15 protein-coding genes are annotated in these 23,033 nt (G+C 65.9%); 7 read left to right on the forward strand and 8 right to left on the reverse strand.

Annotated elements, in window-relative coordinates; translation table 11 throughout:
* Nucleotides 1–233 precede the first annotated feature (233 nt).
* Nucleotides 234–1,577, forward strand: a complete 1,344-nt coding sequence (locus tag QX073_RS11080) for a HAMP domain-containing methyl-accepting chemotaxis protein (protein ID WP_315716150.1) — start codon at nt 234–236, stop codon at nt 1,575–1,577.
* Between the two features lie 568 nt (nt 1,578–2,145).
* Entirely contained in the window at nt 2,146–4,149 is a 2,004-nt protein-coding gene (locus QX073_RS11085; protein WP_316225748.1) for a methyl-accepting chemotaxis protein, read from the forward strand.
* Nucleotides 4,150–4,318: 169 nt separating this feature from the next.
* Here the strand turns inward: QX073_RS11085 and QX073_RS11090 are convergent, their stop codons facing one another.
* Nucleotides 4,319–6,313 (reverse strand): hypothetical protein, encoded by a 1,995-nt coding sequence (locus QX073_RS11090; RefSeq protein ID WP_316225749.1) that lies wholly within the window; start codon nt 6,311–6,313, stop codon nt 4,319–4,321.
* Between the two features lie 1,226 nt (nt 6,314–7,539).
* On the opposite strand from QX073_RS11090, the gene QX073_RS11095 reads away from it, so the two are divergent.
* From QX073_RS11095 to QX073_RS11110, 4 genes are all read left to right on the forward strand, one after another.
* Nucleotides 7,540–9,123 carry a Do family serine endopeptidase gene (locus QX073_RS11095; protein ID WP_316194734.1) on the forward strand — a complete coding sequence of 528 codons (1,584 nt, stop codon included), beginning with the start codon at nt 7,540–7,542 and terminating at the stop codon, nt 9,121–9,123.
* Between the two features lie 285 nt (nt 9,124–9,408).
* Nucleotides 9,409–10,089, forward strand: coding sequence for a response regulator transcription factor (locus tag QX073_RS11100; RefSeq protein WP_315716199.1), 681 nt, complete (start codon nt 9,409–9,411; stop codon nt 10,087–10,089).
* Nucleotides 10,073–11,533: a sensor histidine kinase gene (locus QX073_RS11105; protein ID WP_316175916.1), complete on the forward strand. Its 1,461-nt coding sequence runs from the start codon at nt 10,073–10,075 to the stop codon at nt 11,531–11,533. The genes QX073_RS11100 and QX073_RS11105 overlap by 17 nt, the downstream gene beginning before the upstream one ends.
* Nucleotides 11,530–14,487, forward strand: a complete 2,958-nt coding sequence (locus QX073_RS11110) for a bifunctional [glutamine synthetase] adenylyltransferase/[glutamine synthetase]-adenylyl-L-tyrosine phosphorylase (RefSeq protein ID WP_316225750.1) — start codon at nt 11,530–11,532, stop codon at nt 14,485–14,487. Before QX073_RS11105 ends, QX073_RS11110 begins: the two co-directional genes overlap by 4 nt.
* 33 nt (nt 14,488–14,520) lie before the next feature.
* Here QX073_RS11110 and QX073_RS11115 read toward each other — a convergent pair whose 3' ends face one another.
* Genes QX073_RS11115 through QX073_RS11135 form a run of 5 tightly spaced genes read right to left on the reverse strand, consistent with a single transcriptional unit; the run spans nt 14,521 to nt 20,537 of the window.
* A complete protein-coding gene (locus QX073_RS11115) occupies nt 14,521–14,763 on the reverse strand; it encodes a formate dehydrogenase subunit delta (protein WP_315716156.1) in 243 nt (80 codons plus the stop codon).
* Complete coding sequence (gene fdhD / locus QX073_RS11120) at nt 14,753–15,601, reverse strand: formate dehydrogenase accessory sulfurtransferase FdhD (RefSeq protein ID WP_316225751.1); 849 nt, start codon at nt 15,599–15,601, stop codon at nt 14,753–14,755. The genes QX073_RS11115 and fdhD overlap by 11 nt, the downstream gene beginning before the upstream one ends.
* 1 nt (nt 15,602) lies before the next feature.
* Nucleotides 15,603–18,482 carry a formate dehydrogenase subunit alpha gene (gene fdhF / locus QX073_RS11125; protein WP_316225752.1) on the reverse strand — a complete coding sequence of 960 codons (2,880 nt, stop codon included), beginning with the start codon at nt 18,480–18,482 and terminating at the stop codon, nt 15,603–15,605.
* 25 nt (nt 18,483–18,507) lie between these two features.
* On the reverse strand, nt 18,508–20,064 hold the full coding sequence (locus tag QX073_RS11130; RefSeq protein ID WP_315753040.1) for an NADH-quinone oxidoreductase subunit NuoF: 1,557 nt from the start codon (nt 20,062–20,064) through the stop codon (nt 18,508–18,510).
* The gene (locus QX073_RS11135; protein WP_315753146.1) at nt 20,061–20,537 is read right to left on the reverse strand and encodes a formate dehydrogenase subunit gamma; all 477 of its coding nucleotides are present in this window, start codon (nt 20,535–20,537) and stop codon (nt 20,061–20,063) included. The genes QX073_RS11130 and QX073_RS11135 overlap by 4 nt, the downstream gene beginning before the upstream one ends.
* A gap of 261 nt (nt 20,538–20,798) precedes the next feature.
* On the opposite strand from QX073_RS11135, the gene QX073_RS11140 reads away from it, so the two are divergent.
* A complete protein-coding gene (locus QX073_RS11140) occupies nt 20,799–21,692 on the forward strand; it encodes a LysR family transcriptional regulator (protein ID WP_315716160.1) in 894 nt (297 codons plus the stop codon).
* A 206-nt stretch (nt 21,693–21,898) separates the two neighbouring features.
* Here QX073_RS11140 and QX073_RS11145 read toward each other — a convergent pair whose 3' ends face one another.
* Both QX073_RS11145 and QX073_RS11150 read right to left on the reverse strand, forming a co-directional pair.
* On the reverse strand, nt 21,899–22,240 hold the full coding sequence (locus tag QX073_RS11145; RefSeq protein ID WP_315828279.1) for an antibiotic biosynthesis monooxygenase: 342 nt from the start codon (nt 22,238–22,240) through the stop codon (nt 21,899–21,901).
* A 114-nt stretch (nt 22,241–22,354) separates the two neighbouring features.
* Nucleotides 22,355–22,867 (reverse strand): isoprenylcysteine carboxyl methyltransferase family protein, encoded by a 513-nt coding sequence (locus QX073_RS11150; RefSeq protein WP_315828280.1) that lies wholly within the window; start codon nt 22,865–22,867, stop codon nt 22,355–22,357.
* Nucleotides 22,868–23,033 lie beyond the last annotated feature (166 nt).

The following is a 23,033-nucleotide window of genomic DNA, read 5'->3' on the forward strand; positions in this document are numbered from 1 at the left end:
GGATGGCCGGGTCAAGCCCGGCCATGACGACGGAGAGAGGCGGGTTGAAAGCGCGCGTGGTGCGAAGGCCGGCTGTCGCGAGTAAGAAGCGTGCGCAGCAAATGAGAACGCGCCGTCGATCCGCAAAACCCCCGTGCTTTCCCGTGCTCCGCACCTACCCGCGCTTTCAGCTTATTTTACCTTTGTCTGGAAGTGTGCGTTGACATTCCGTCTGACGTACCCGGGCAAAGCCGATGTTCTCCAACAGCAATCTGACGATCCGCTTCCTCGTGGGAGGCGTCGTCGCCTCTCTCCTCATGCTGTTGGCGATCGGCGGCGGCACCGGCTTCATCGCGGTGCTCTATCTCAACAACCAGATCACCAGCCTGTCGTCGGACTTCGCCAATCTCAGCGGTCCCGCCCGTGATCATGCGATGCTGATCTATCACCAGGCGCAGTCGGCGTTCTCCTACTTCCTGATGGCCTGCGCGGCCATCGCCGTGTTCGCCAGCGCCGTCTGCCTGATGACCTATGCCGCCGTGCAGAACGGCATCCTGCGCCCGCTCGCCGCGATGGTCTCGGCCATGCGCGACGTCGCCGACCAGAAATACGACACGTCGATTCCCGGCCTCGGCCTCAGCAACGAGATCGGCCAGCTCGCCGGCGCGCTCGAGGTGTTCAAGACCAACGGCATCGAGCGCCAGCGCCTCACCGCGCGCGAGCTGCAGGAGGCGCAGCGCCAGGGCGAGCGCTCGCGCTTTCTCGACGGCCGCATCCATTCCTTCAACGACCTCGTCGCCAGCGTCGTCAGCAGCGTGGCGTCCTCGGCCATCCGGCTGAAGAGCAATGCCGAGACCCTGTCGCGCGCCGCCAACGACACCTCGGCCAAGGCGAATGCGGTCGAGGCCGCCGCCAACCACGCCAATCGCAGCGTCCAGACCGTGGCCGGCTCGACCGAGGAGATGACGAGCTCGATCGGCACCATCAGCCGCCGCGTCTCCGACGCCACCCAGCGCGCCGAGGGCGCGGCCTCGCAGGCCGAGAAGAGCAAGAACACCATCCACGCGCTGTCGGACGCCGCCGAGAAGATCGGCGCCGTGGTCCAGCTCGTGCAGGCGATCGCCTCGCAGACCAATTTGCTGGCGCTGAACGCCACCATCGAGGCCGCCCGCGCCGGCGAGGCCGGCCGAGGCTTTTCGGTCGTCGCGTCGGAGGTGAAGAACCTCGCCAACCAGACCAGCAAGGCGACCGACGAGATCTCCGCCCACGTCGCCAGCATCCAGGGCATCACCGCCGAGACCCGCGGCGCCATCGACGGCATCTCGACCACGCTCAGCGAGATCAGCGCCATCATGTCCGGCATCGAGGTCGACACCTCGCAGCAGCGCAACGCCACCCAGGACATCTCCCGGAGCGTCCAGGAAGCCGCCCGCGGCACCCTCGACGTCTCCAACCACATCGCCCAGATCAGCTCCACCTCAGCCGAAACCGGCCGCCTCGCCTCTGAGGCCCGCGACGCCGCCGGCGAGCTGTCGCAACAGGCCGAGACGCTGAAGCGCGAGGTGGATGCGTTCATCGTGAGCGTGAAGGCAAGCTGATCGGGCGGCTAGCGCCGCACGACAACAGCCAGCCATCATCTCCGCCGTCATTCCGGGGCATTCGCGGCACGCGAATGAGCCCGGAATCCATAACCACGAGCGGTTGTGGTGGCGACGGGCCGTTTCGGCGTATTGCTCCACCAACTGCGAGTCGTGGCTATGGATTCCGGGCTCGCGCTCACGCGCGCCCCGGAATGACGGCGGCGAGAGCGTCGTCCCCGCCATGACGCGAAGCCGTCGCCCAGCCCTCCGCTGTCGTCCCTGCGAACGCAGGGACCCATAGCCACAGGGAGATGCTGTTGTGCGGGATGTCGGACCAGTCTTGTTTCACGACAACCGCCGCGGAGTATGGGTCCCTGCGTTCGCAGGGACGACATCGGAGTTGGTGGAGGCCGCTCGCGTCACACCGGCAGCTGCGAGCCGCGGCCGTCTAACCCGCTATTAGTAAATATCCCCCATCGTGCACATGCATAGCTCTGAGTCGCCGGACAGGCGGCCGATGCTGCGCGGCAGGCGCGTGGCGACGTCAGTTCGCCCGCCTGCCGCTCTTGGGGGAGCGGACGAGGACATGATGAGCTTGAAGATCAGGGGGCGTCTCTACGCCGGCTTTGCGGCGCTCATCGTCGCCGGTGCTGTGATGGCGGCTGTGGCGGTGTGGAATCTGTGGGCGGTGCGCGACCAGGTCGCAAGCATGTCGGCGCTGTCGGACGCGACCGCGCGCATCCTGCAGATCTCCGACCATTTGCAGGCGATCCAGCGCGCCAACCTGCGCTACATCCACGACGCCAACGAGCCGGCGCTCAAGGAGGCGGCCGAGCGCGAGGCGGCGGCGACCGCGCTGCTGCAGGCGGCCACCACCGGCCCGCTGTCCGCGGAGCGGAGCAGGCTCTATGGCGATCTCACGAGCGAGATCGCGCAGATGCAGACCCAGCGCGATGCGCTTAGCGACGCCGTCAAGCAGATGAAGACCGGCCGCGCCGCGCTGCTGCCGGGCGGCGAGGACCTCGCCGCCAAGGCCGCCAAGCTGTCGATCGCGGCGCGCATCTCGAAAGAGCCGGAGGTCATGACCGCGGTCGCGGACATCGACGCCCGCCTGCAGCTCGTCCGTATCGCGACCTGGCGCTTCCTGGCGCTGCGCGACACCAAGTCCGCCTCCGCCTTCCGCGCCGGCGTCGACAATGTCGAGCAGCGGCTCGCCACGCTGGAGGGCGCGTCGCCGCCGGCGGGCGTGCTGGCCGCGATCGCGCCGGTGAAGGCCTCGCTGGAGCTGAACAAGACCGCGTTCGAGGCCACCGCCGCCGCCGCACTGAAGTCCGAGGACATCTACGCCACCGCGATCGAGCCGCTGATCGCCCGGAGCATCGACACGCTCAAGGCCGCCGAAACGGGCGTGAATGCCGACTATCACGCTTCTCGCGCGCGCGCCGAGGGCGCCATCGACAGCACCATCTCGCTGCAGATGCTGGTCGGCGCCGCCGCCATCCTGTTCGGCTGCCTCGTCGCTGTCCTGATCGCGCGCAGCATCGTCGGCCCGCTGGCGTCGATGACGCGGGCGATGGGACGGCTCGCGAGCGGCGACGTCGCCGTCGAAATTCCCGGCCGCGGCGCCAGCGACGAGATCGGCGCCATGGCGACGGCGATCCAGGTGTTCAAGGACAGCATGGCCGAGACCGAGCGTCTGCGCGCCGAGCATGCGGACGCCGAAGCGCGGCAGGAGCAGCAGCGCCGGGACGACATGGCGAAGCTCGCGCGCCAGTTCGAGCAGGCGGTCGGCGAGATCGTCGATGCGGTGTCGCATGCCTCCAGCGAGCTCGAGGCCTCCGCCGGCACCTTGACCAGCACGGCCTCGCGCGCCCAGGACCTGTCGACGGAGGTCGCGGCTGCCTCACAGGAGGCCTCATCCAACGTGCAGACGGTGGCCTCCGCCGCCGAGGAGCTGTCGTCCTCGGTCAGCGAGATCTCCCGCCAGGTGCAGGAATCCGCGCGCATCGCGAGCGAAGCGGTGGCGCAGGCCAACCGCACCAATGAGCGCGTCGGCACCCTGTCGAAGGCCGCCACCCGCATCGGCGACGTGCTCGAGCTGATCAGTAGCATCGCCGGCCAGACCAATCTGCTGGCGCTCAACGCCACCATCGAGGCGGCGCGCGCGGGCGAAGCCGGCCGCGGCTTCGCGGTCGTCGCCGCCGAGGTCAAGGCGCTGGCCGAGCAGACTGCGAAAGCCACCGGCGAAATCGCCCAGCAGGTCTCCGGCATCCAGGCCGCCACCGCGGAGTCGGTCGGCTCGATCAAGGAGATCGGCAGCACCATCGGCCGCCTGTCGGAGATCGCAGCGGCCGTCTCCGCCGCCGTCGAAGAGCAGGGCGCCGCGACGCAAGAAATCTCCCGCAACGTCCAGCACGCCGCCAACGGCACCCAGCGCGTGTCGCGGAACATCGACGACGTGCAGCGGGGGGCCTCGGAGACGGGCTCCGCGTCGGCCCAGGTGCTGACCGCGGCGAGGTCGCTGTCGGCGGAGAGCGGACGGTTGAAGCGCGAGGTGAGTAGGTTCCTGGGGTCGTTGCAGGCGGCGTGATGGGGCGAGGGGTTGCCCAATCAGCGATGCATAGGGCAAATTAGCGTAGCACAATCCGCCATCGTCCACCGAAACCACCGCACGACGCGGTATACGAATTCCGCCTATCAGCCCCGTATACCGCGGTCACTGAGGCAAGTTGGCTTGCGAGAACGATGTGAGCAGGTAACTAGGCCTGCTCAGAAGGGTCTTTGCCGAAACTTTTAGCCGGTTTGATCTTCTTCAATCGTTGATAGCTCGGCTTGTCTGAATCGGGATCAATCATGATGAAAACCTCGGTCCCATCGTCGCCGAAGAACATATATGCAGCGGACGTATTGAGTCCCAAATCCGAGGCTGCGCCATCGCGTCCTGACGTGATTTCTCCGAAAACCGCTCGCCCCCGCGCTTTCCCGGAATAGACGATCTTGTGTCTTACGTTGGTTTCAGTTTTGGATGGTCCGCCGATTGCACCAAAAATACCCATCCCAAAGGGGTTCGCTCGCTCGAAAAAGCCTTCAAAGTTGATGGTGCCGTCGGTAAGTGAGCCTGTAAGCACACATTCAGGTCCCTGCCAGCTTCCGCCCACTGATGCCATCTCAGTGAGCACCGTCGCGGCGCCCAATTTCTGTAGGAAGACTACTCGCTTTTTCGCTCCTTCAATCAGGTGAGTTTGTCTTTTTTCTTCCTGCTCGGGTACGGACTGCAAAGCGCTGAACATCTGACCTACGTTTTTGTGTGGATTTTCGAGGGCTATGGCGCGCTTGTGTTCCAAAAGTGCCAGGTCAATGAAGCCGGCTCGCATGAGCTTGTAACCAAGATTGCTCATTGCGAGAGTTTCTCCGCGATCCGCCGCTAATTTGTACGCTTCAACAGACTTTGCGGGCAATCCGAGTTGATCGAGAGTGGCGCCTATATTGTTCCATGCTCCGGGCGTCCTTTCGTCAGCAGGTATCATCTCGTAGTGATAGATTGATAAGTCATTTTTTTCCTGCTCCCCATACTTATAGGCTATGTCAAACCTCAATTTACTATTGTCCGGGTCAAGTTCGAGTAGGCGCTCAAGAACTACAAGTTCCGTAGCTTTATCTTCCTCACGTTTGGCAAGGTTTGCCAGAGCCTGCAGCACTTGAACCTCAATCTCAGGGTTTTCGGCCGCTAGTGAACGAAGGGCGTTCAACATTTCGTACGATTTTTTTGGTTGTCCACCTAACGCGAATTGCTCGATCGCAAGACGCAAGCTCCTAGCTTTGTGCTTTACATCCTTCGCAAGGGCATGTGCGCGGACTAGGGTTTCGGCGCTCAGATTGTGTTGGTCGTAGACGGCGTACGCTTGTGCCAAATAGCCTAGCGTAGCGCTAGTTGGGCACCCTTCTGCAATCTCTTTGAGGCGCTGAAGTTTGCCTCCCTTTCCTGTGCTGAATCGAACATATTCGACAAATGCATCCCAAGCGGACGCCTTTTCGCGAAGGCTTCCGTCCGCTGTACCCTTATACGAACCTGTCAGGTCAGATAGGTAGGCGTCATTTCCATTCAAAATTGCTTTGAAAGCAGCTCTCTCGTATGTCTCCTTTGTCCAGCTGGCATCGGGCTTCGCGGGAACCATACCGCTGCGCTCGACGGGCACGGCATCGGGTGGTGCTGGCTCCACAGACTTCGTGTCAGCCATTGTAGCAGGCAGGTTGCTCGCGATTGGGGGCGAGATTGCGCTTAGCATTTCCAGTATCTTGCCGTACGACCTTTCGGGTGCAGTCCGATTAAAGGGAATGTACTCGATATCGCCTTGCAATCCTCCTGGGTCGCGAACGCCCTCTTCGATAAGGAGGATCACGTTCAAGCGCCTCCCAATTGCCAGCCCAATCTCCTGGATGATCCAATCTGACGTCTTCCAGATCAAATCTGTCTTATTGATTTTCCACGAGGCCCGTTGGCCGATTAGTGGGCGCAGCTGATTCGCCGGTGCAATCTGCTCTTTGCGTGTACAAATTCCGATGAACGTGTTCTTGTCCTGGATGAGCCTCAGTACCTTGTCAGTGAGTATTCGTGGTTCAGCATTCTCAGCACTCTCCCAGCTGAATTGCGGGTGTGAGCGAGCCACAGAATCGAAGTAATCGGTGAATTTTCGGATGACGTCTGCGTCACCTTCGGTGAAGCTATGACCGACGAACGCTTTAATTTCTCTCATATCGGACCTGCTAGCGAAATGTGTCTGGTTGCGGGCAAAGTAGATTTTTGAAAATGTTATATACCTATTTCGGGTAGCTTGGCGTCCTAGGAACAGCTTTCGCGTGCTTGATACCCGATTTTCTGCCGCTGGTGCAGAGCGGTGTAGTAGGGGATCGCTCCAGACCAAAAGTAGCGCGATAAAGGACGAGGACCGGTCGTATGCGTACCCGACCGGGCAGGACGAGCCTAACCGCTGCCCGTCGCCCAAATCACCCGCGACTTCTGGAAATTCGTCAAGTAATTCCGAAAAACATAAATAGTTTGCCTCTCGCCCCAAATCACCCTTATCCTCCGCCCGTTCCGTTCCGCCGAGGGGGCGTATCGCGATCGTCACGGACGTCGGGATGGAATGCGATGGATGCGGTCGGCCGCAGCGGGGCATTGGCCTCGCCGACGAACGGCGGACTGCGGACAGGAAATCGTGTCGTCCTGGCCTCCCGGTGCCGAGGCCAAGCTGGTGGTGATGATCCGCCGGCGACGGGGTCAATGAGCCGGTCCCCGGGGAGACCACGTATAAATGTTAACACCATCGCGCAGGGAGGGCCGGGCGTGTTCGGCCAGACCTGTGGTACCTGCCGCCTGCATTTTTTGACGCAGGCGGGCCACGGGCGCGGCCAGCGCCCGGCCTTCCCTGTGCCCTCGACGTGAGGGTGCGAGTTTGAAGGGCATGACTCGGGCGCGGGATGCGTCGCGAGGATGTGGAGGCTCGACTCGCGGTTAGTTTTCTCCACATGCTGTTTGATAGTGTGGATCAGGATAGTTGCTCCGGGCGTCATTGCGAGCGCGCCGGACGGGTAGGGCGGATGAGCGAAAGCGTCATCCGCCGGGGGCTGGCTCCGGTGCGGGCGGATGGGCGGCGGCTGGATCGGGGGCTGTTGGAAACGGCGGGTTACGCCTGCGGCCAACCCGCGCTACGGGGGTTACGACTTTGGTCGGACCGGCCAAAATGATGGCCGCTACGGGGCGGCCGGGACGTGGGCAAGCGCTTGGTCTCGCAAGGCTTTTCCGCCTCGCTCCACCATCTGCGCCATTCCGCCGCAGTGTTCGTGTCCATCCATTACAGAAGTTTAACGCCGCAGCCAGCACGCCGTAAGGCGGCAGCCCCCATCTTCACTGGCGAACGGGGCGCACAGCCCGGGACCCAAGTTTTAGACCTTGACCAAAATCGCTTGCGGAGAAAACCGTATGACTGACCGTCCGACCGACCTGTCCTCCCTTCCGTCCTATCGCCAGCCCCGGCGCGGCCTGTTCTCGGCGCGCAAGTTCGCGCTGATGGCCTCCGTCGTCGCGGGCCTCGGCGTCGCCGCCTATGGCCTGTCGCCGCAAGGGGCGCCCGTCGATCTGTTCTCGACCTCGGCGCATGCGCAGGTCGCCAACGAGGTCAGCAAGGTCGCGCGCCCGGTCGGCTTTGCCGACATCGTGGAGCGGGTGAAGCCGTCGGTGATTTCGGTCAAGGTCAACATCGCCGAGAAGGTCGCCAAGGACGACAGCGACGACGATACGCCGTTCCAGCCGGGCTCGCCGATGGAGCGCTTCTTCCGCCGCTTCGGCGGTGAGAACGGCATTCCCGGCATGCCGGGTCGCGGCGGCCGCGGTGGCGGTCGTGCCGTGACCGGGCAGGGCTCCGGCTTCTTCATCTCCGCCGACGGCTACGCCGTGACCAACAACCACGTGGTCGACGGCGCCAACAAGGTCGAGGTGACGACCGACGACGGCAAGACCTACAGCGCCAAGGTGATCGGCACCGACCCGCGCACGGATCTGGCGCTGATCAAGGTCGAGGGCAGCACGAACTTCCCGTTCGCCAAGCTCGCCGACGGCAAGCCGCGGATCGGCGACTGGGTGCTGGCGGTCGGCAACCCGTTCGGCCTCGGCGGCACGGTGACGGCCGGCATCGTCTCGGCGGTCGGCCGCGACATCGGCAACGGCCCGTATGACGATTTCATCCAGATCGACGCGCCCGTGAACAAGGGCAACTCCGGCGGTCCGGCGTTCGATGTCGACGGCAACGTCGTCGGCGTCAACACCGCGATCTACTCGCCCTCCGGCGGCAGCGTCGGCATCGCGTTCTCGATTCCCGCCTCGACGGTGAAGAGCGTGGTGGCGCAGCTCAAGGACAACGGCTCGGTCAGCCGCGGCTGGATCGGCGTGCAGATCCAGCCGGTGACGCAGGACATCGCCGACAGCCTCGGCATGAAGAAGGCAGAGGGCGCGCTGGTCGCCGAGCCCCAGGCCAACGGTCCGGCGGCGAAGGCGGGCATCCAGTCCGGCGACGTCATCACCGCGGTCAACGGCGAGCCGGTGAAGGACGCGCGTGAGCTCGCCCGCACCATCGGCGGCATCGCGCCGGGCGCCTCGGTCAAGCTCAACGTCCTGCACAAGGGCGAGGACAAGACCATCAACCTGACGCTCGGCAAGCTGCCGAACACGATCGAGGCCAAGGCCGACACCGGCGGCGACAATGCGAGCCCGACCCGCGGCGCCGACGTGCCGAAGCTCGGCATGACCGTGGCGCCCGCGTCGAGCGTCGCCGGCGCCGGCAAGGACGGCGTCGTCGTCACCGAGGTCGATCCGAAGAGCGCGGCCGCCGATCGCGGCTTCAAGGAAGGCGACGTCATCCTGGAGGTCGCGGGCAAGTCGGTGACCTCGGCCGGTGACGTGCGCGAAGCGATCAACGCCGCCAAGGCCGACAACAAGAACAGCGTGCTGATGCGTGTGAAGAGCGGCGGGCAGTCGCGCTTCGTCGCGGTGCCGCTGGCCAAGGGCTGAGCGAGGGCCAAGGCCCTCACGAGAAGGCCCTTACGAGATGGGAGACCGCCGGCATGTGCCCCCGCGCCGGTGGCTCTTCCTGGGGGCGGGCTTAAAGTTCCGCTCCCGCAAACCTTCCGTTGGACAACGCCCCCCTCCGTCGGAAGGAACTCGGGCGGTGAGGTCCCCCAGCCTCACCGCCCACTTTGCTGCCGATCAACCCCGGGCCCATGCCGCCTTGCACGGAAACGGCGGCCGGTCCATGTAGATGGACATCGAACCGTGACCGCCGCCCCCGTTTCCGCAATGCGCCTCCTGATCATCGAAGACGACCGCGAGTCCGCCGACTATCTGGTCAAGGCGTTCCGCGAGGTCGGACATGTCGCAGACCTCGCCAGCGACGGCGAGGAGGGGCTCGCCATGGCCGACAGCGGGGATTACGACGTGCTGGTGGTCGACCGCATGCTGCCCAAGCGCGACGGCCTGTCGCTGATCGGCGCGCTGCGCGACAAGGGCAACCGGACGCCGGTGCTCATTCTGTCGGCGCTCGGCCAGGTCGATGACCGCATCAAGGGCCTGCGCGCCGGCGGCGACGATTATCTGCCGAAGCCCTATGCCTTCGCCGAGCTGCTCGCCCGCGTCGAGGTGCTGTCGCGCCGCCACGGCGGCCCGGCCGAGGAGACCACCTACAAGGTCGGCGATCTCGAGCTCGATCGCCTGTCGCACCGGGTCGCGCGTGGCAAGGATGAGCTGACCCTGCAGCCGCGCGAGTTCCGCCTGCTCGAATATCTCATGAAGCATGCCGGGCAGGTGGTGACGCGCACCATGCTGCTGGAGAACGTCTGGGACTATCATTTCGATCCGCAGACCAACGTGATCGACGTCCACATCTCGCGGCTGCGCTCCAAGATCGACAAGGGGTTCGACCGCCCGCTGCTCCACACCATCCGCGGCGCGGGGTACATGATCCGTGACGGCCTTCGGTAAGCTGATCCGCACCACGGCGTTCCGGCTGACGCTGGTCTATCTGCTGTTGTTTGCGCTGTTCGCCGCCTCGCTGCTCGGCTATTTCGCCTGGAACACCCGCCGGCTCATCACCGAGCAGATCTCGACCACGGTCACCTCCGAGATCAGCGAGATGACCGACATCTTCGCCCGCTGGGGCCTGCGCGGAATCGTCGGTGCGATCGAGAGCCGCGCGCTGCGGCCGGGCGCCAATCTCTATCTCATCACCACGCCGACCGGGCAGGCGATCGCCGGCAATGTCGGCTCGCTGGCGCCGGGCGTGATGGGCTCGTCCGGCTGGTCGGAGACGTTCTACCGGCGGCTCGACGACAGCACCGAGCACAGCCATCGCGCGCTGGTCTATGTCACGCAGCTCTCCAGCGGTTTTCGGCTTTTGATCGGCCGCGATCTCGAGGAGCGCCGCCGCCTGTTCGGCATCGTCGCCAAGGCGGCGCAGTGGTCGGTGCTGGTGGTGGTGGTGCTCGGCATCGGCGGCGGCATCTTTGTCGCGCGGCGCGTGCTGCACCGGATCGATGCCATGACCGGCACCACGCGGCGGATCATGGATGGCGATCTCTCCGGCCGTCTGCCGGTCGGGCGCAGCGGCGACGAGCTCGATCGCCTGGCGGAAAATCTCAACGCGATGCTGGAGCGCATCGAGGCGCTGATGACCGGCCTCAAGGAGGTCTCCGACAACATCGCGCACGATCTCAAGACGCCGCTGACGCGGTTGCGCAACCGCGCCGAGGAGGCGCTGGCGAAGTCGCGCTCCGAGGACGAATATCGCGCCGCGCTGGAGCGCACGATCGAGGAATCCGACGGCCTGATCCGCACCTTCAACGCGCTCTTGATGATCGCGCGGGCGGAGTCCGGGCAGGCGCGCGGCGACATGGTCGAGTTCGATGCGGCCGAGGTCGCCGGCGGCATCCACGAATTGTACGAGCCGCTGGCCGAGGACAATGAGATGACCTTGCGGGTCAAGGCCGCGGCGGCGCCGGTGCATGGCAATCGCGAGCTGATCAGCCAGGCGCTCGCCAATCTCGTCGAGAACGCGATCAAATACGGCAAGCCGGCGGCGCTGCCGCTCGATGCCGCCGCCGCCGCTGATAGCCGCGAAATCCTGATCGAGGCGCGGCGCGAGGGCGGACAGGTGCTGCTCAGCGTGACCGATCATGGCGAGGGCATTCCCGAGGCCGAGCGCAAGCGCGCCGTGGAGCGTTTCGTGCGGCTGGAGGCGAGCCGCACTTTGCCCGGTTCCGGCCTCGGTCTCAGCTTGGCGTCCGCCGTCGCGACCCTGCATGGCGGCGAGCTCCGGCTCGGCGATGCCAGGCCGGGGCTGATCGCGACGCTGGTGCTGCCGGCTGGTGCCGGCGTGCCCGCGAAGCTTGCGGCGCCGGCGCAGGATGTGCCACAGAAGGCCGCATGATCTCATCCGCGCCGGGAAACGCGGACGGGCAGACGCTGGCCGAACGTTTCGTTGCCGGCCCACATGTCCGTGCGCCCGACAAAGCCGAACAGCGCCTCAACGAGTGGCTCGCCGAGCTCGAGCCGTCCTTGGCCGCCTCGCTCCACCAGCTGCTCGCCGACGGCTGGCCGCGAACCATCCTGCTCGGGATTGCCGAGTGCTCGCCCTATCTGTTCGATCTCGTCCGCGCCGACGGCCATCGCCTCGACCGTCTCTTGCGCTGCGAGCCGCAGGCGCATCTCGCCGAGCTGATCGCCCGCACCGGCCGCGAGGTGTTTGCCGCTTCCAGCGAAGCCGAGGTGATGAGCCTGCTGCGCCGGCTGAAATCCGAGGCGGCGCTCTTGATCGCGCTGTGCGACATCGGCGGCGTGTGGCCGGTGATGCAGGTGACGGCGGGGCTGACCGACGTCGCGGTGTCCTCGGTGCAGATGGCGCTGCGGTATCTGCTGCGCCTGGAGACGGTGCGCGGCCGGCTCGCGCCCGTCGATGCCGACGATCCGGAGCAGGGCAGCGGCCTGTTCGTGCTCGCGATGGGCAAGATGGGGGCGGGCGAGCTCAACTATTCGAGCGACATCGACCTGATCGTGTTCTTCGATCCCGAGATCAACTCGCTGGCGCGCGACATCGAGCCGCAGCCGTTCTTCGTCCGCGTGACGCAAGCGATGGCGCGGCTGCTGCAGAGCCGCACCGCGGACGGCTATGTATTCCGCGTCGATCTCCGGCTGCGGCCGGATCCGGCCTCGACGCAGGTGGCGATGTCGACCGAGGCAGCGCTGCATTACTACGAGCGCGAGGGCCGCACCTGGGAACGCGCCGCGATGATCAAGGCGCGGGTCTGTGCCGGCGACGTCGTCGCGGGCGAGGCGATGCTGGCGGAGCTGTCGCCGTTCGTATGGCGCAAGCATCTCGACTTCCAGGCGCTGACCGACGTCCACGACATGAAGCGGCAGATGCAGGTCTATCGCGGCCACAGCGAGATCGCGGTCGAAGGCCACAACGTCAAGGTCGGGCGCGGCGGCATCCGCGAGATCGAGTTCTTTGCCCAGACTCAGCAGTTGATCGCCGGCGGCCGTCATCCCGAGCTGCGCGTCCGTCCGACTTTGCAGGCGCTCGACGTGCTCACCGCCAGCAAGTGGATCACGGAGCAGGCGCGCGACGAACTCACCACGGCTTATGAGTTCCTGCGCAGGGTCGAGCACCGGCTGCAGATGATGGCGGACGAGCAGATCCACAGCCTGCCCGACGATGTCGAGGGCGTGAGCCGCTTCGCAAGCTTCTTCGGCTACGACAGCCGCGAGCGGTTCGCGACCGATCTGCTGTTCCATCTGGACGTCGTGCAGGGACATTACGCCAGGCTGTTCGAGGGCGATCCCACCGGCACCGTCAGCCTGCCGGCGGTGGACTACGGCGCCGGTCCCGACGAGCCGCGCCTGATGGAGCATCTTGCCGGATTGGGCTTCCGCGATCCGGTGATGGTCGCCAAGACCCTGCAGCAATGGCTGGCGGGCGAGTACCGTGTGTTCCGCACGGATGCGACGCGCACCGCGTTCACCGATTTCCTGCCCGCGCTGATCGATGGCCTCGCGCATGCCGACGAGCCGGATCGCGCCGTCGTGGCCTTCGACCGCTTCCTGCAGGCGCTGCAACTCGGCGGCCGCCTGATCACCCTGCTCGGGCAGAACCGCGATCTCGTGGCGCTCGTCGCGCTCGTGCTCGGGGCGGCGCCCCGGCTCGGCGACATGCTGGCGCGGCAGCCGCGGCTGATGGACGGCCTGATCGATCCGCGCTTCTTCGGCGCGATCCCCGACCGGCGCGAATTGTCAGAGCGGCTGGCGTCGACGCTAAAGGATGCCGGGACCTATGAGGAGTTTCTCGATCGTCTCAGGCTGTTCGGCCAGGAGAGCCTGTTCCTGATCGGCACGCGCATCCTCTCCGGCACGGTGTCGGCGCAGCAGGCCGGCACCGCGTTCGCCGACGTCGCCGAGGGCATCGTGCACACCGTGCATGATCTCGTGACGGAGCGCTTCGCCGCCCAGCACGGCCGCATCAAGGGCCAGGAGACCGCGATCGTCGCGATGGGGCGGCTCGGCGCGCGCGAAATGACGGCTTCGTCCGATCTCGACCTGATCCTGCTCTACGACTTCGACGGCGATGCGCCGGATTCCGACGGCGAGCGCTCGCTGCAGGGCGCGCACTACTTCGCGCGCTTCACCCAGCGGCTGATCTCGGCCTTCACCTCGCGCACCAATTACGGCGTGCTCTACGATATCGACATGCGGCTGCGGCCGTCGGGCCGCGCCGGCCCGCTGGCCTCGCACATCGACTCCTTTGCGCATTACCAGGAGCAGGAGGCGTGGACCTGGGAGCACATGGCGCTGACGCGGGCACGGGTGATCTCGGCGTCGCCGGCGTTTCGGGCCCGGATCGAGGAGATCATCCAGGCCGCGCTGCAGCGTCCGCGCGACAGGAGCGCGATCGCGCGCGACGTCGCCGACATGCGCCGCGCGATCGCGGCCGAGAAGGGCGAGGCCGATCTGTGGGACCTCAAGCACGCCGCCGGCGGCATGGTCGACATCGACTTCGTCGCGCAATATCTGCAGCTCGTCCACGCCGCGACGACGCCGGAGATTCTCGATGTCAGCACGCTTGCGGTGCTCGACAATGCCGAGCGGCTCGGCGTGCTGCCGCGCGCTGAAGCCGTGATCCTGCGTCAGGCTGCGCGGCTCTATCACGATCTGACGCAGATCGTGCGGCTGTGCGTCAGCGACAAGTTCAAGCCGGATCAGGCCGGCGAGGACCTGCTGCGGGTGATGGCCCGGGCGGGCGACGCGCCGGATTTCTCGGCGCTCGAGGCGCGGCTGCGCGAAACGCAGACCGAGGTGCGGCGCGTGTTCACCGCACTCGTGGAGGGATGACCCGACCAGCCGCGCGGTAGGACGGCCGGCCGCCTATGCCTTTTCCTTGGCGACCGCGGCATCTTTCAGCCGGCCGATCGCTTCCTTCACCGCCGGGTCGAGGCCCGCGCCGCCGGCGTCGTGGTGCGCATAGATCGTCTTGAGCATGCGCGGATCCCAGAACTTCTTGATGTGCTCGGCGACGCCGGCGACCTCCTTCTCCTGTCCCTGGCTCTGGAAGAACTTGCCGATCTGGTTGGCCATGTAGACGAGGCGCTCGGAGGGGTTATGCGACATGGGTGTTGTCCGTCTGTGTTGATCGCGCGCCGGTCTCGGCGCTCGCGACGATCCGTTCGGGATGGGTGAAGATTTCGAAGCCGTCGTTGCGGGCCACCGCAATCAGCGTGATGCCGGCGGCCTCGGCCATGCGAATGGCGAGTGCGGTCGGGGCGGAGACCGCGACCATGATGGGTGCGCCCATGGCAGCAGCCTTCTGCACCAGTTCGACCGAGACGCGGCTCGTCAGGATCACGATGCCCTCGCTCGCCGCACAGCGCGTTTGCGCGAGGTGGCCAGCGAGCTTGTCGAGCGCGTTGTGGCGGCCGACATCCTCGCGCAAGCCGACGATGCCGCGCGCGGGAGTCCAGAACGCCGCGGCATGCACCGCGCGGGTCTCGTGATTGAGCTTCTGCAGCGGCTCGATGGCCTCAAGCGCCGCCATGACGTCGCGCGGAGCGAAACGCCGGCCGTCCGGGACATGCGCCGGCGGCCGCACCGCTTCGCTGATCGAATCGATGCCGCACAGGCCGCAGCCGGTGGGGCCGGCGATGTTGCGGCGGCGCTCGGCCAAGCGTTCGGCCTGCGCGTCGGGCAGCCACATCCTGAGCTCGATGCCGTCATCCAGCTCGACGACGTCGAGCGAGATGATGTCGTCGCGGCTCGTGACGAGACCTTCGTTCAGGCTGAAGCCGATGGCGAAGTCGCGGAGGTCTTGCGGCGTCGCCATCATGACGGCCTGGGTGCCGCCATTGTAGGTCAGTGCGACCGCGGTCTCCTCCGGCACGCGGCGGTGGCCCTCGGTGAGGGCTCCGTCGCGCCAGACCAGACGATCCGCGATGCGCACTGCATCGGTCATGCTACTCCGCTGCCTCCACGACCGGGGCGATGCGGCGCGAGTTGCGGGCCTGCTCGTCATAGGCTTTCTGCCAGTCCGACGGTCCGTTGGACTGCGACACCTGCACTGCCGTGACCTTGTACTCCGGACAGTTGGTGGCCCAGTCCGAATAGTCCGTGGTGATGACGTTGGCCTGGGTCAGCGGATGGTGGAAGGTGGTGTAGACCACGCCGGGGGCGACGCGCTCGGAGATCAGCGCGTGCAGCGTGGTCTCGCCGGCGCGGCTGGTCAGCCGCACCCAGTCGCCGTCGCGGATGCCGCGCTGCTCGGCATCGTGCGGATGGATCTCCAGCACGTCCTCGCCATGCCACACCACGTTCTCGGTGCGCCGCGTCTGGGCGCCGACATTGTACTGCGACAGGATGCGGCCCGTGGTGAGCAGGAGCGGGAAGCGCGGGCCGGTGCGCTCGTCGGTCGCGACATACTCCGTGACCACGAACTTGCCCTTGCCGCGGACGAAGCCGTCGACATGCATGATCGGCGAACCCTCGGGATTCTTCTCGTTGCAGGGCCACTGCACCGAGCCCATCTCCTCGAGCTTCTGATAGGAGACGCCGGCGAAGGTCGGCGTCAGCGCCGCGATCTCGTCCATGATCTCGGACGGGTGGTTGTACTTCATCTCGAAGCCCATCGCCTTGGCGAGACCGATCGTCACCTCCCAGTCGGCCATGCCGTTGAGCGGGGTCATCACCTTGCGCACCCGCTGGATGCGGCGCTCGGCGTTGGTGAAGGTGCCGTCCTTCTCGAGGAAGGTCGAGCCCGGCAGGAACACGTGGGCGTAGTTGGCGGTCTCGTTCAGGAACAGGTCCTGCACGATGACGCATTCCATCGACGACAGCGCCTGCACCACATGCGTGGTGTTGGGATCCGACTGCAGGATGTCCTCGCCCTGCACGTAGAGGCCCATGAAGGTGCCTTCGATCGCGGAGTCGAACATGTTCGGGATGCGCAGGCCCGGCTCAGGGTTGAGCTTGACGTTCCACATCGCCTCGAACTGGTCGCGCACCGCGTCGCCCGAGATGTGGCGGTAGCCCGGCAGCTCATGCGGGAACGAGCCCATGTCGCACGAGCCCTGCACGTTGTTCTGGCCGCGCAGCGGGTTCACGCCGACGCCGCGGCGGCCGATATTGCCGGTCGCCATCGCGAGGTTGGCGATCGCGATCACCGTGGTCGAGCCCTGGCTGTGCTCGGTCACGCCGAGGCCGTAATAGATCGCGCCGTTGCCGCCCTTGGCGTAGAGCCGGGCCGCGCCGCGGATCGCTTCCGGGTCCACGCCGGAAATGCTGGCGATCGCCTCGGGGCTGTTCTTCTCCAGCGCGACGAACTCGGCCCAGTCCTGGAACTCGCTCCAATCGCAGCGCTCGCGCACGAAGGTCTCGTTGACGAGGCCCTCGGTGACGATGACATGGGCCAGCGCAGTCAGGATCGCGACATTGGTGCCGGGCAGCAGCGGCAGATGATAGTCGGCCTTGACGTGCGCCGACTTCACGAGGTCGATCTTGCGCGGATCGACGACGATCAGCTTGGCGCCCTGGCGCAGCCGCTTCTTCATGCGCGAGCCGAACACCGGATGCGCATCGGTCGGGTTGGCGCCGATCACCATGATGACGTCGCTGTCCTCGACCGAGTCGAAGTCCTGCGTGCCGGCGGAGGTGCCGAAGGTGGTGGCAAGGCCGTAGCCGGTCGGCGAGTGGCAGACGCGGGCGCAGGTGTCGACATTGTTGTTGCCGAAGCCGGCGCGGATCAGCTTCTGCACCAGATAGGTTTCTTCGTTGGTGCAGCGGGACGAGGTGATGCCGCCGATCGAGTCGCGGCCGTATTTGGCCTGGATGCCGCGCAGCTTGTCGGCGGCGAACTTGAAGGCCTCGTCATAGGAGACCTCGCGCCAGGGCTGGTCGATGGTCTCGCGGATCATCGGCTTGAGGATGCGTTCCTTGTGGGTCGCATAGCCATAGGCGAAGCGGCCCTTGACGCAGGAATGGCCGCGATTGGCCTTGCCATCCTTGTACGGCACCATGCGCACGACTTCCTCGCCGCGCATCTCCGCCTTGAAGGCGCAGCCGACGCCGCAATAGGCGCAGGTGGTGACCGCCGAATGCTCCGGCTGGCCGATCTCGATCACGCTCTTCTCGGTCAGGGTCGCAGTCGGGCAGGCCTGTACGCAAGCGCCGCACGACACGCATTCCGAACCGAGGAAGCTCTCGCTCATGCCCGGCGACACCCGGCTGTCGAAGCCGCGGCCGGAGATGGTCAGCGCGAACGTGCCTTGCACTTCCTCGCAGGCGCGGACGCAGCGCGAGCAGACGATGCACTTGGAGGGATCGTAGGTGAAATAGGGGTTCGACTCGTCCTTCGGCAGCCAGGCCGGATTGGCCTCGCCGCAGGCGTCGGCAAACACGTGGTTCTCACCCTGGTTGCCGTAGCGCACGTCGCGCAGGCCAACCGCGCCGGCCATGTCCTGCAGCTCGCAATCGCCATTGGCAGCGCAGGTCAGACAGTCGAGCGGATGGTCGGAGATGTAGAGCTCCATCACGCCCTTGCGCAGCTTCTTCAGCCGCTCGGTCTGGGTGTGAACGACGAGGCCCGCGGCCACCGGCGTGGTGCAGGAGGCCGGGGTGCCGGCGCGGCCTTCGACCTCGACGAGGCAGAGGCGACACGAGCCGAACGCGTCGACCATGTCGGTCGCGCACAGCTTCGGGATCTGCGTTCCGGCCTCCATGGCCGCGCGCATGATCGAGGTGCCCTCGGGAACGGTGATGCTCTGGCCGTCGATGGTGAGCGTGACCATCTTTTCGGACTTGGAGAGCGGTGTGCCGTAATCGGTTTCGTGGATGAGCGACATGGTCGGTGTCCTTGTTCCCGATATCTTATTCCGCAGCCTGCAAGCGCGGCTGCTGGGGGCCAAAATCTTCGCGGAAGTGCTTCAGCGCCGAGAGCACAGGGTAGGGCGTGAAGCCGCCGAGTGCACAGAGCGATCCGAGCTTCATAGTGCCGCAGAGGTCTTCGACCAGGGCGATGTTCTCGGCGACGCGCTCGCCGCGGCGGATCTTGTCGATGGTCTCGGCGCCGCGCGTCGAGCCGATACGGCACGGCGTGCACTTGCCGCAGGATTCGATGGCGCAGAACTCCATCGCGAAGCGGGCCTGCTTCGACATGTCGACGCTGTCGTCGAACACGACGATGCCGCCATGGCCGATCAGGCCGTCCTTGGCGGCGAACGCCTCGTAGTCGAACGGCGTGTCGAACAGGGCGCGGGGGAAGTAGGCGCCGAGCGGGCCTCCGACCTGCACCGCACGGACCGGGCGGCCGGTGAAGGTGCCGCCGCCGATGTCGTCGACCAGCTCGCCCAGCGTGATGCCGAACGCGGTCTCGAACAGGCCGCCGAACTTGACGTTGCCGGCGATCTGGATCGGCATCGTGCCGCGCGAGCGGCCCATGCCGAAATCGGCATAGGCCTTGGCGCCCTCGTCGAGGATGAAGGGGATGGCGGCGAACGACAACAGGTTGTTGACGACGGTCGGCTTGCCGAACAGGCCATGATGGGCGGGCAGCGGCGGCTTGGCGCGGACGATGCCGCGCTTGCCCTCGAGGCTCTCCATCAGCGCGGTCTCTTCGCCGCAGACATAGGCGCCGGCGCCGGTGCGCACCTCCAGCTCGAAATTGTAGTTCGAGCCCGCGACGTTGCTGCCGAGCAGGCCGGCCTTCCTGGCGATGTCGATCGCCTTGGTCATGGTCGCGATCGCGTGCGGATATTCCGAGCGCGTGTAGATGTAGCCCTTGGTGGCGCCCACCGCGATGCCGCAGATGGTCATGCCTTCGATCAGGACGAAGGGATCGCCTTCCATCAGCATGCGGTCGGCGAAGGTGCCGCTGTCGCCCTCGTCGGCGTTGCAGATGACGTATTTGCGGTCGGCCGCGGTCTGCGCCACCGTCTTCCATTTGATGCCGGTCGGGAAGCCTGCGCCGCCGCGGCCGCGCAGGCCCGAGGTCGTGACCTCGGAGATCACAGCATCGGGCGTCAGCGTCAGAGCGCGGGTCAGGCCCTTGTAGCCGCCATGGGCGCGGTAGTCGTCGAGCGACAGCGGATCGATGATGCCGCAGCGGGCGAAGGTGAGGCGGGTCTGCCGCTTCAGCCACGGGATCTCCTCGGTCAGGCCGAGCGAGAGCTTGTGCGGCTTGTCGGCGACGATCGCATCGAGCAGGGACGGCACGTCGTCTGCCGTCACCGGTCCGAAGCCGAACCGGCCCTGCGCCGTCTCCAGTTCGACCAGCGGCTCGAGCCAGTACAACCCACGCGAGCCGTTGCGTACGACTTCAATATCGACCTTCCGCTCCAGCGCCGCCTTGTGCAGCGCGTGGGCAACCTCATCGGCGCCGACGGCGAGGGCGCCGGCATCACACGGGACAAAAAGACGCACGCTCATCGCTGGGCCTCCGAGACGAGAGCATCGATCCGGGCTTCGTCGAGCCGGCCGACCAGGCGGCCATCGAGCATGGCCGACGGCGCGGTTGCGCACAGGCCGAGACAGTAGATCGGCTCGAGCGTGACGCGCTCATCGGCCGTGGTGTTGCCGATGGAGATGCCGAGCTTCGCTTCGGCGCGCGCCGCGAGCGCATCGCCGCCGGCGGCCTGGCAGGCCTCGGCGCGGCACAGCTTCAGCACGTGACGACCGGCCTTCTTGGCCCGGAAATCATGGTAGAACGTGAACACGCCGTAAACCTCGGCGCGCGAGAGGTTCAGAGCGGATGCGATCATCGGAATGGCATCCTCCGGCACATGGCCGAACGTCTCCTGCAACGCATGGAGGATGGGCAAGGTTGCTCCCTCCATCCCGCTATGTTGGGCGATGATTTCGGCGCCGCGCGCCGCGTCCCACGTCTCGTACACCGGCGTCATCCTGATCCCGATTCTGCGTTGCAAGCGTTTCGCACATCCAAATTGGAATTGCTCAAGATATCAATAAAGCAGTCCCGTGCTGCGATAGCGAAACGCAATCGAGAGATAGCTAGAAGTTGACGAAAAACAGGCCTTCGCGCGACCGGCTTGCGGCCGCGTTTTACCGTGTCCGGGCCCGCCGCGCCGTGATAGGTTTCTCCGTGGCCCGCACCGCCGAAAACGTGCGGAACTGGGCCCTTCAACCGCTGGAAGGCCGACCTCTTGATTGACAAGCTCGAACTGCTGCTGGCGCTGGCCAAGGAGCGTCATTTCGGCCGCGCGGCCGAGGCCTGCGGCGTGACCCAGCCGACGATGTCGACCAGCATCAAGCAGCTCGAGGAGATCCTCGGCGTTATGCTGGTGCAGCGCGGTTCCAGGTTCCAGGGCTTTACGCCGGAGGGTGAGCGCACGCTCGACTGGGCGCGCCGGATCGTCGGCGACTTCCGTGCGATGCGCCAGGAGATCAACGGCCTCAAGGACAAGCTATCGGGCGAGATCCGGATCGCGGCGGTGCCGACGGTGCTCGGCATGGTGGCGTCGCTGACGACGCCGTTCCGCGCCAAGCATCCGGAGGTCCGGTTCCGCATCATGTCGTGCACGTCGGCCGACGTGCTGGGGCTGCTGGAGAACCTGGAGGTCGATGCCGGGCTGACCTACATCGAGAACGAGCCGATCGGCCGCGTCCGCACCATCCCGCTCTACAACGAGAGCTACCGGCTGCTGACCGCGCCCGACGCGATGTTCGGCGATCGCGATCAGGTCACCTGGCAGGAGGTCGGGCAGGTGCCGCTGTGCCTCCTGACCCCGGACATGCAGAACCGCCGCATCATCGACCGCGCTCTGAAGGCCGCCGGCAACGAGGTGACGCCGACGCTGACGTCGAACTCGCTGCTGGTGCTGTACACCCATGTCAAGACCGGCCGCTGGGCCAGCGTGATGCCGGCCAAGCTCGCCGAAACGCTCGGCCTCGCCGACAAGGTGCGCTCGATCCCGATCGTCGATCCCGTCATCAACTACCAGATCGGCCTGGTCATCCCGCAGCGTGACCCGATGACCCCGCTGATCGCGGCGCTGGTCCAGATCGCCCGCGAGGTCGCGCCCAGCCTGCAGGCGTGAGGCGCGCGTCCGCGGAGTTGCCGCTGGCCCAGCGCCTCAGCACCGGCGGTGAACAATGGCCCAGGCTTGCTCCGCTGCGCTCGCCATGATGGCGTACACTGTCTCCTCTCGTCATTGCGAGCGCAGCGTCGCCATCCAGGTTGCTGCCGTGGCGACGGTCGGCGTCGTCACCGACCTTGCTGGCATCATCGGCAGACTTCGGGCTCTCATGCGGTCGCGGAACCCTGACCTTGCGCGTGGCGCGTGGTCTTCAGCTCATAATGCCCGGCATGGCCGTCATAGCGGCTGAGCAGCTTCCGCGCCGCGGGCGGCACCACCGCCGTGTCATGCGCCGGACCCGCAAAGCGAACCACCGCCGTCTGATCGGCGAAGGTCATGATCGTCACGAATTCGACCTCGTCTTCGAGCGGCCTGCGCAGCAGCTCGATGCTCAGAAATCCCTCGATTTCCCGATCGATGATCCCTGGAAAGATCGTTGACCGCAGCAGGTCCTCATAGGCATCGGCATCCGCCGCCCTGGTCCAGCCGTGCCAGATCCGCTTCAGCATCGCGATGCTCCCTTGGGTACGATGATGGTCACCGAACCCTTGCACGGGCGTCGAGCGTCGGACTTGGTGAAAGTTGCGGTCCGCGCGGCGAACTCGCGGAGCGGCTAGCTCCGCTCAGTACGCCGCAAATTGCTCCCGCATGATCTTCTCCTCCTGCCGGATCCGCAAGGTCAGTGGCACGGCATAGATGATCAGGCCGGCCACGAGCGTGAGATAGGCGTGCAGGGTCAGCGCGTAGCCGATCAGCTCGGGCAGGATGTTGAGGAAGTAGTTCGGGTGGCGCACGATCCGGAACAGCGGATGGGTCACCAGCGCGTGGTCGCGCGCGAGCATCAGCTTGACGGTCCAGAGGCGGCCGAGCAATTGCGACACCACAAGCAGCATCACCGCGCCGAACAGATAGATCACGAACCCGATGATGCTGACGGCGTCGAGCGGCGCATCCCGGACGAGGCCCTCGGCCGTCGCGGCGAGATAGAAAGCGACATGTGCGATGGCCAACCAGCGCGACACGGATGCGCCGTATTCGGTTGCGCCGTCGGCGCGCAGCCGTTTTTCGTTGCGGATCGAGACGCCCAGCATGGCAAAGCGATAGGCGAAGGCGGCAACGATGAAGGCAATGATCACGCGCGGTACTCCAGATCTTGGAGCAACTGCCTTAGTTGCTGACGTGCAGGTGCGTCAATACCACGTTCCGCCGATGTTGCTGACTAGGCACGAAGCGACGTCATGATGCCGTCATCCGCCTGCGTCGGCGTTGCATGTCCGAAGGGCAAGCCGATCGCATGCCTCG

Source organism: Bradyrhizobium sp. SZCCHNS3052, from assembly GCF_032484495.1.
Lineage (GTDB): Bacteria > Pseudomonadota > Alphaproteobacteria > Rhizobiales > Xanthobacteraceae > Bradyrhizobium.

Bases quoted from the DNA above. Each gene is read 5' to 3' on its own strand.
- QX073_RS11080 (WP_315716150.1), top strand. From the start codon at position 234: ATGTTCTCCAACAGCAATCTGACGATCCGCTTCCTCGTGGGAGGCGTC.
- QX073_RS11085 (WP_316225748.1), top strand. From the start codon at position 2,146: ATGATGAGCTTGAAGATCAGGGGGCGTCTCTACGCCGGCTTTGCGGCG.
- QX073_RS11090 (WP_316225749.1), bottom strand. From the start codon at position 6,313: ATGAGAGAAATTAAAGCGTTCGTCGGTCATAGCTTCACCGAAGGTGAC.
- QX073_RS11095 (WP_316194734.1), top strand. From the start codon at position 7,540: ATGACTGACCGTCCGACCGACCTGTCCTCCCTTCCGTCCTATCGCCAG.
- QX073_RS11100 (WP_315716199.1), top strand. From the start codon at position 9,409: ATGCGCCTCCTGATCATCGAAGACGACCGCGAGTCCGCCGACTATCTG.
- QX073_RS11110 (WP_316225750.1), top strand. From the start codon at position 11,530: ATGATCTCATCCGCGCCGGGAAACGCGGACGGGCAGACGCTGGCCGAA.
- QX073_RS11115 (WP_315716156.1), bottom strand. From the start codon at position 14,763: ATGTCGCATAACCCCTCCGAGCGCCTCGTCTACATGGCCAACCAGATC.
- fdhD (WP_316225751.1), bottom strand. From the start codon at position 15,601: ATGACCGATGCAGTGCGCATCGCGGATCGTCTGGTCTGGCGCGACGGA.
- fdhF (WP_316225752.1), bottom strand. From the start codon at position 18,482: ATGTCGCTCATCCACGAAACCGATTACGGCACACCGCTCTCCAAGTCC.
- QX073_RS11130 (WP_315753040.1), bottom strand. From the start codon at position 20,064: ATGAGCGTGCGTCTTTTTGTCCCGTGTGATGCCGGCGCCCTCGCCGTC.
- QX073_RS11135 (WP_315753146.1), bottom strand. From the start codon at position 20,537: ATGACGCCGGTGTACGAGACGTGGGACGCGGCGCGCGGCGCCGAAATC.
- QX073_RS11145 (WP_315828279.1), bottom strand. From the start codon at position 22,240: ATGCTGAAGCGGATCTGGCACGGCTGGACCAGGGCGGCGGATGCCGAT.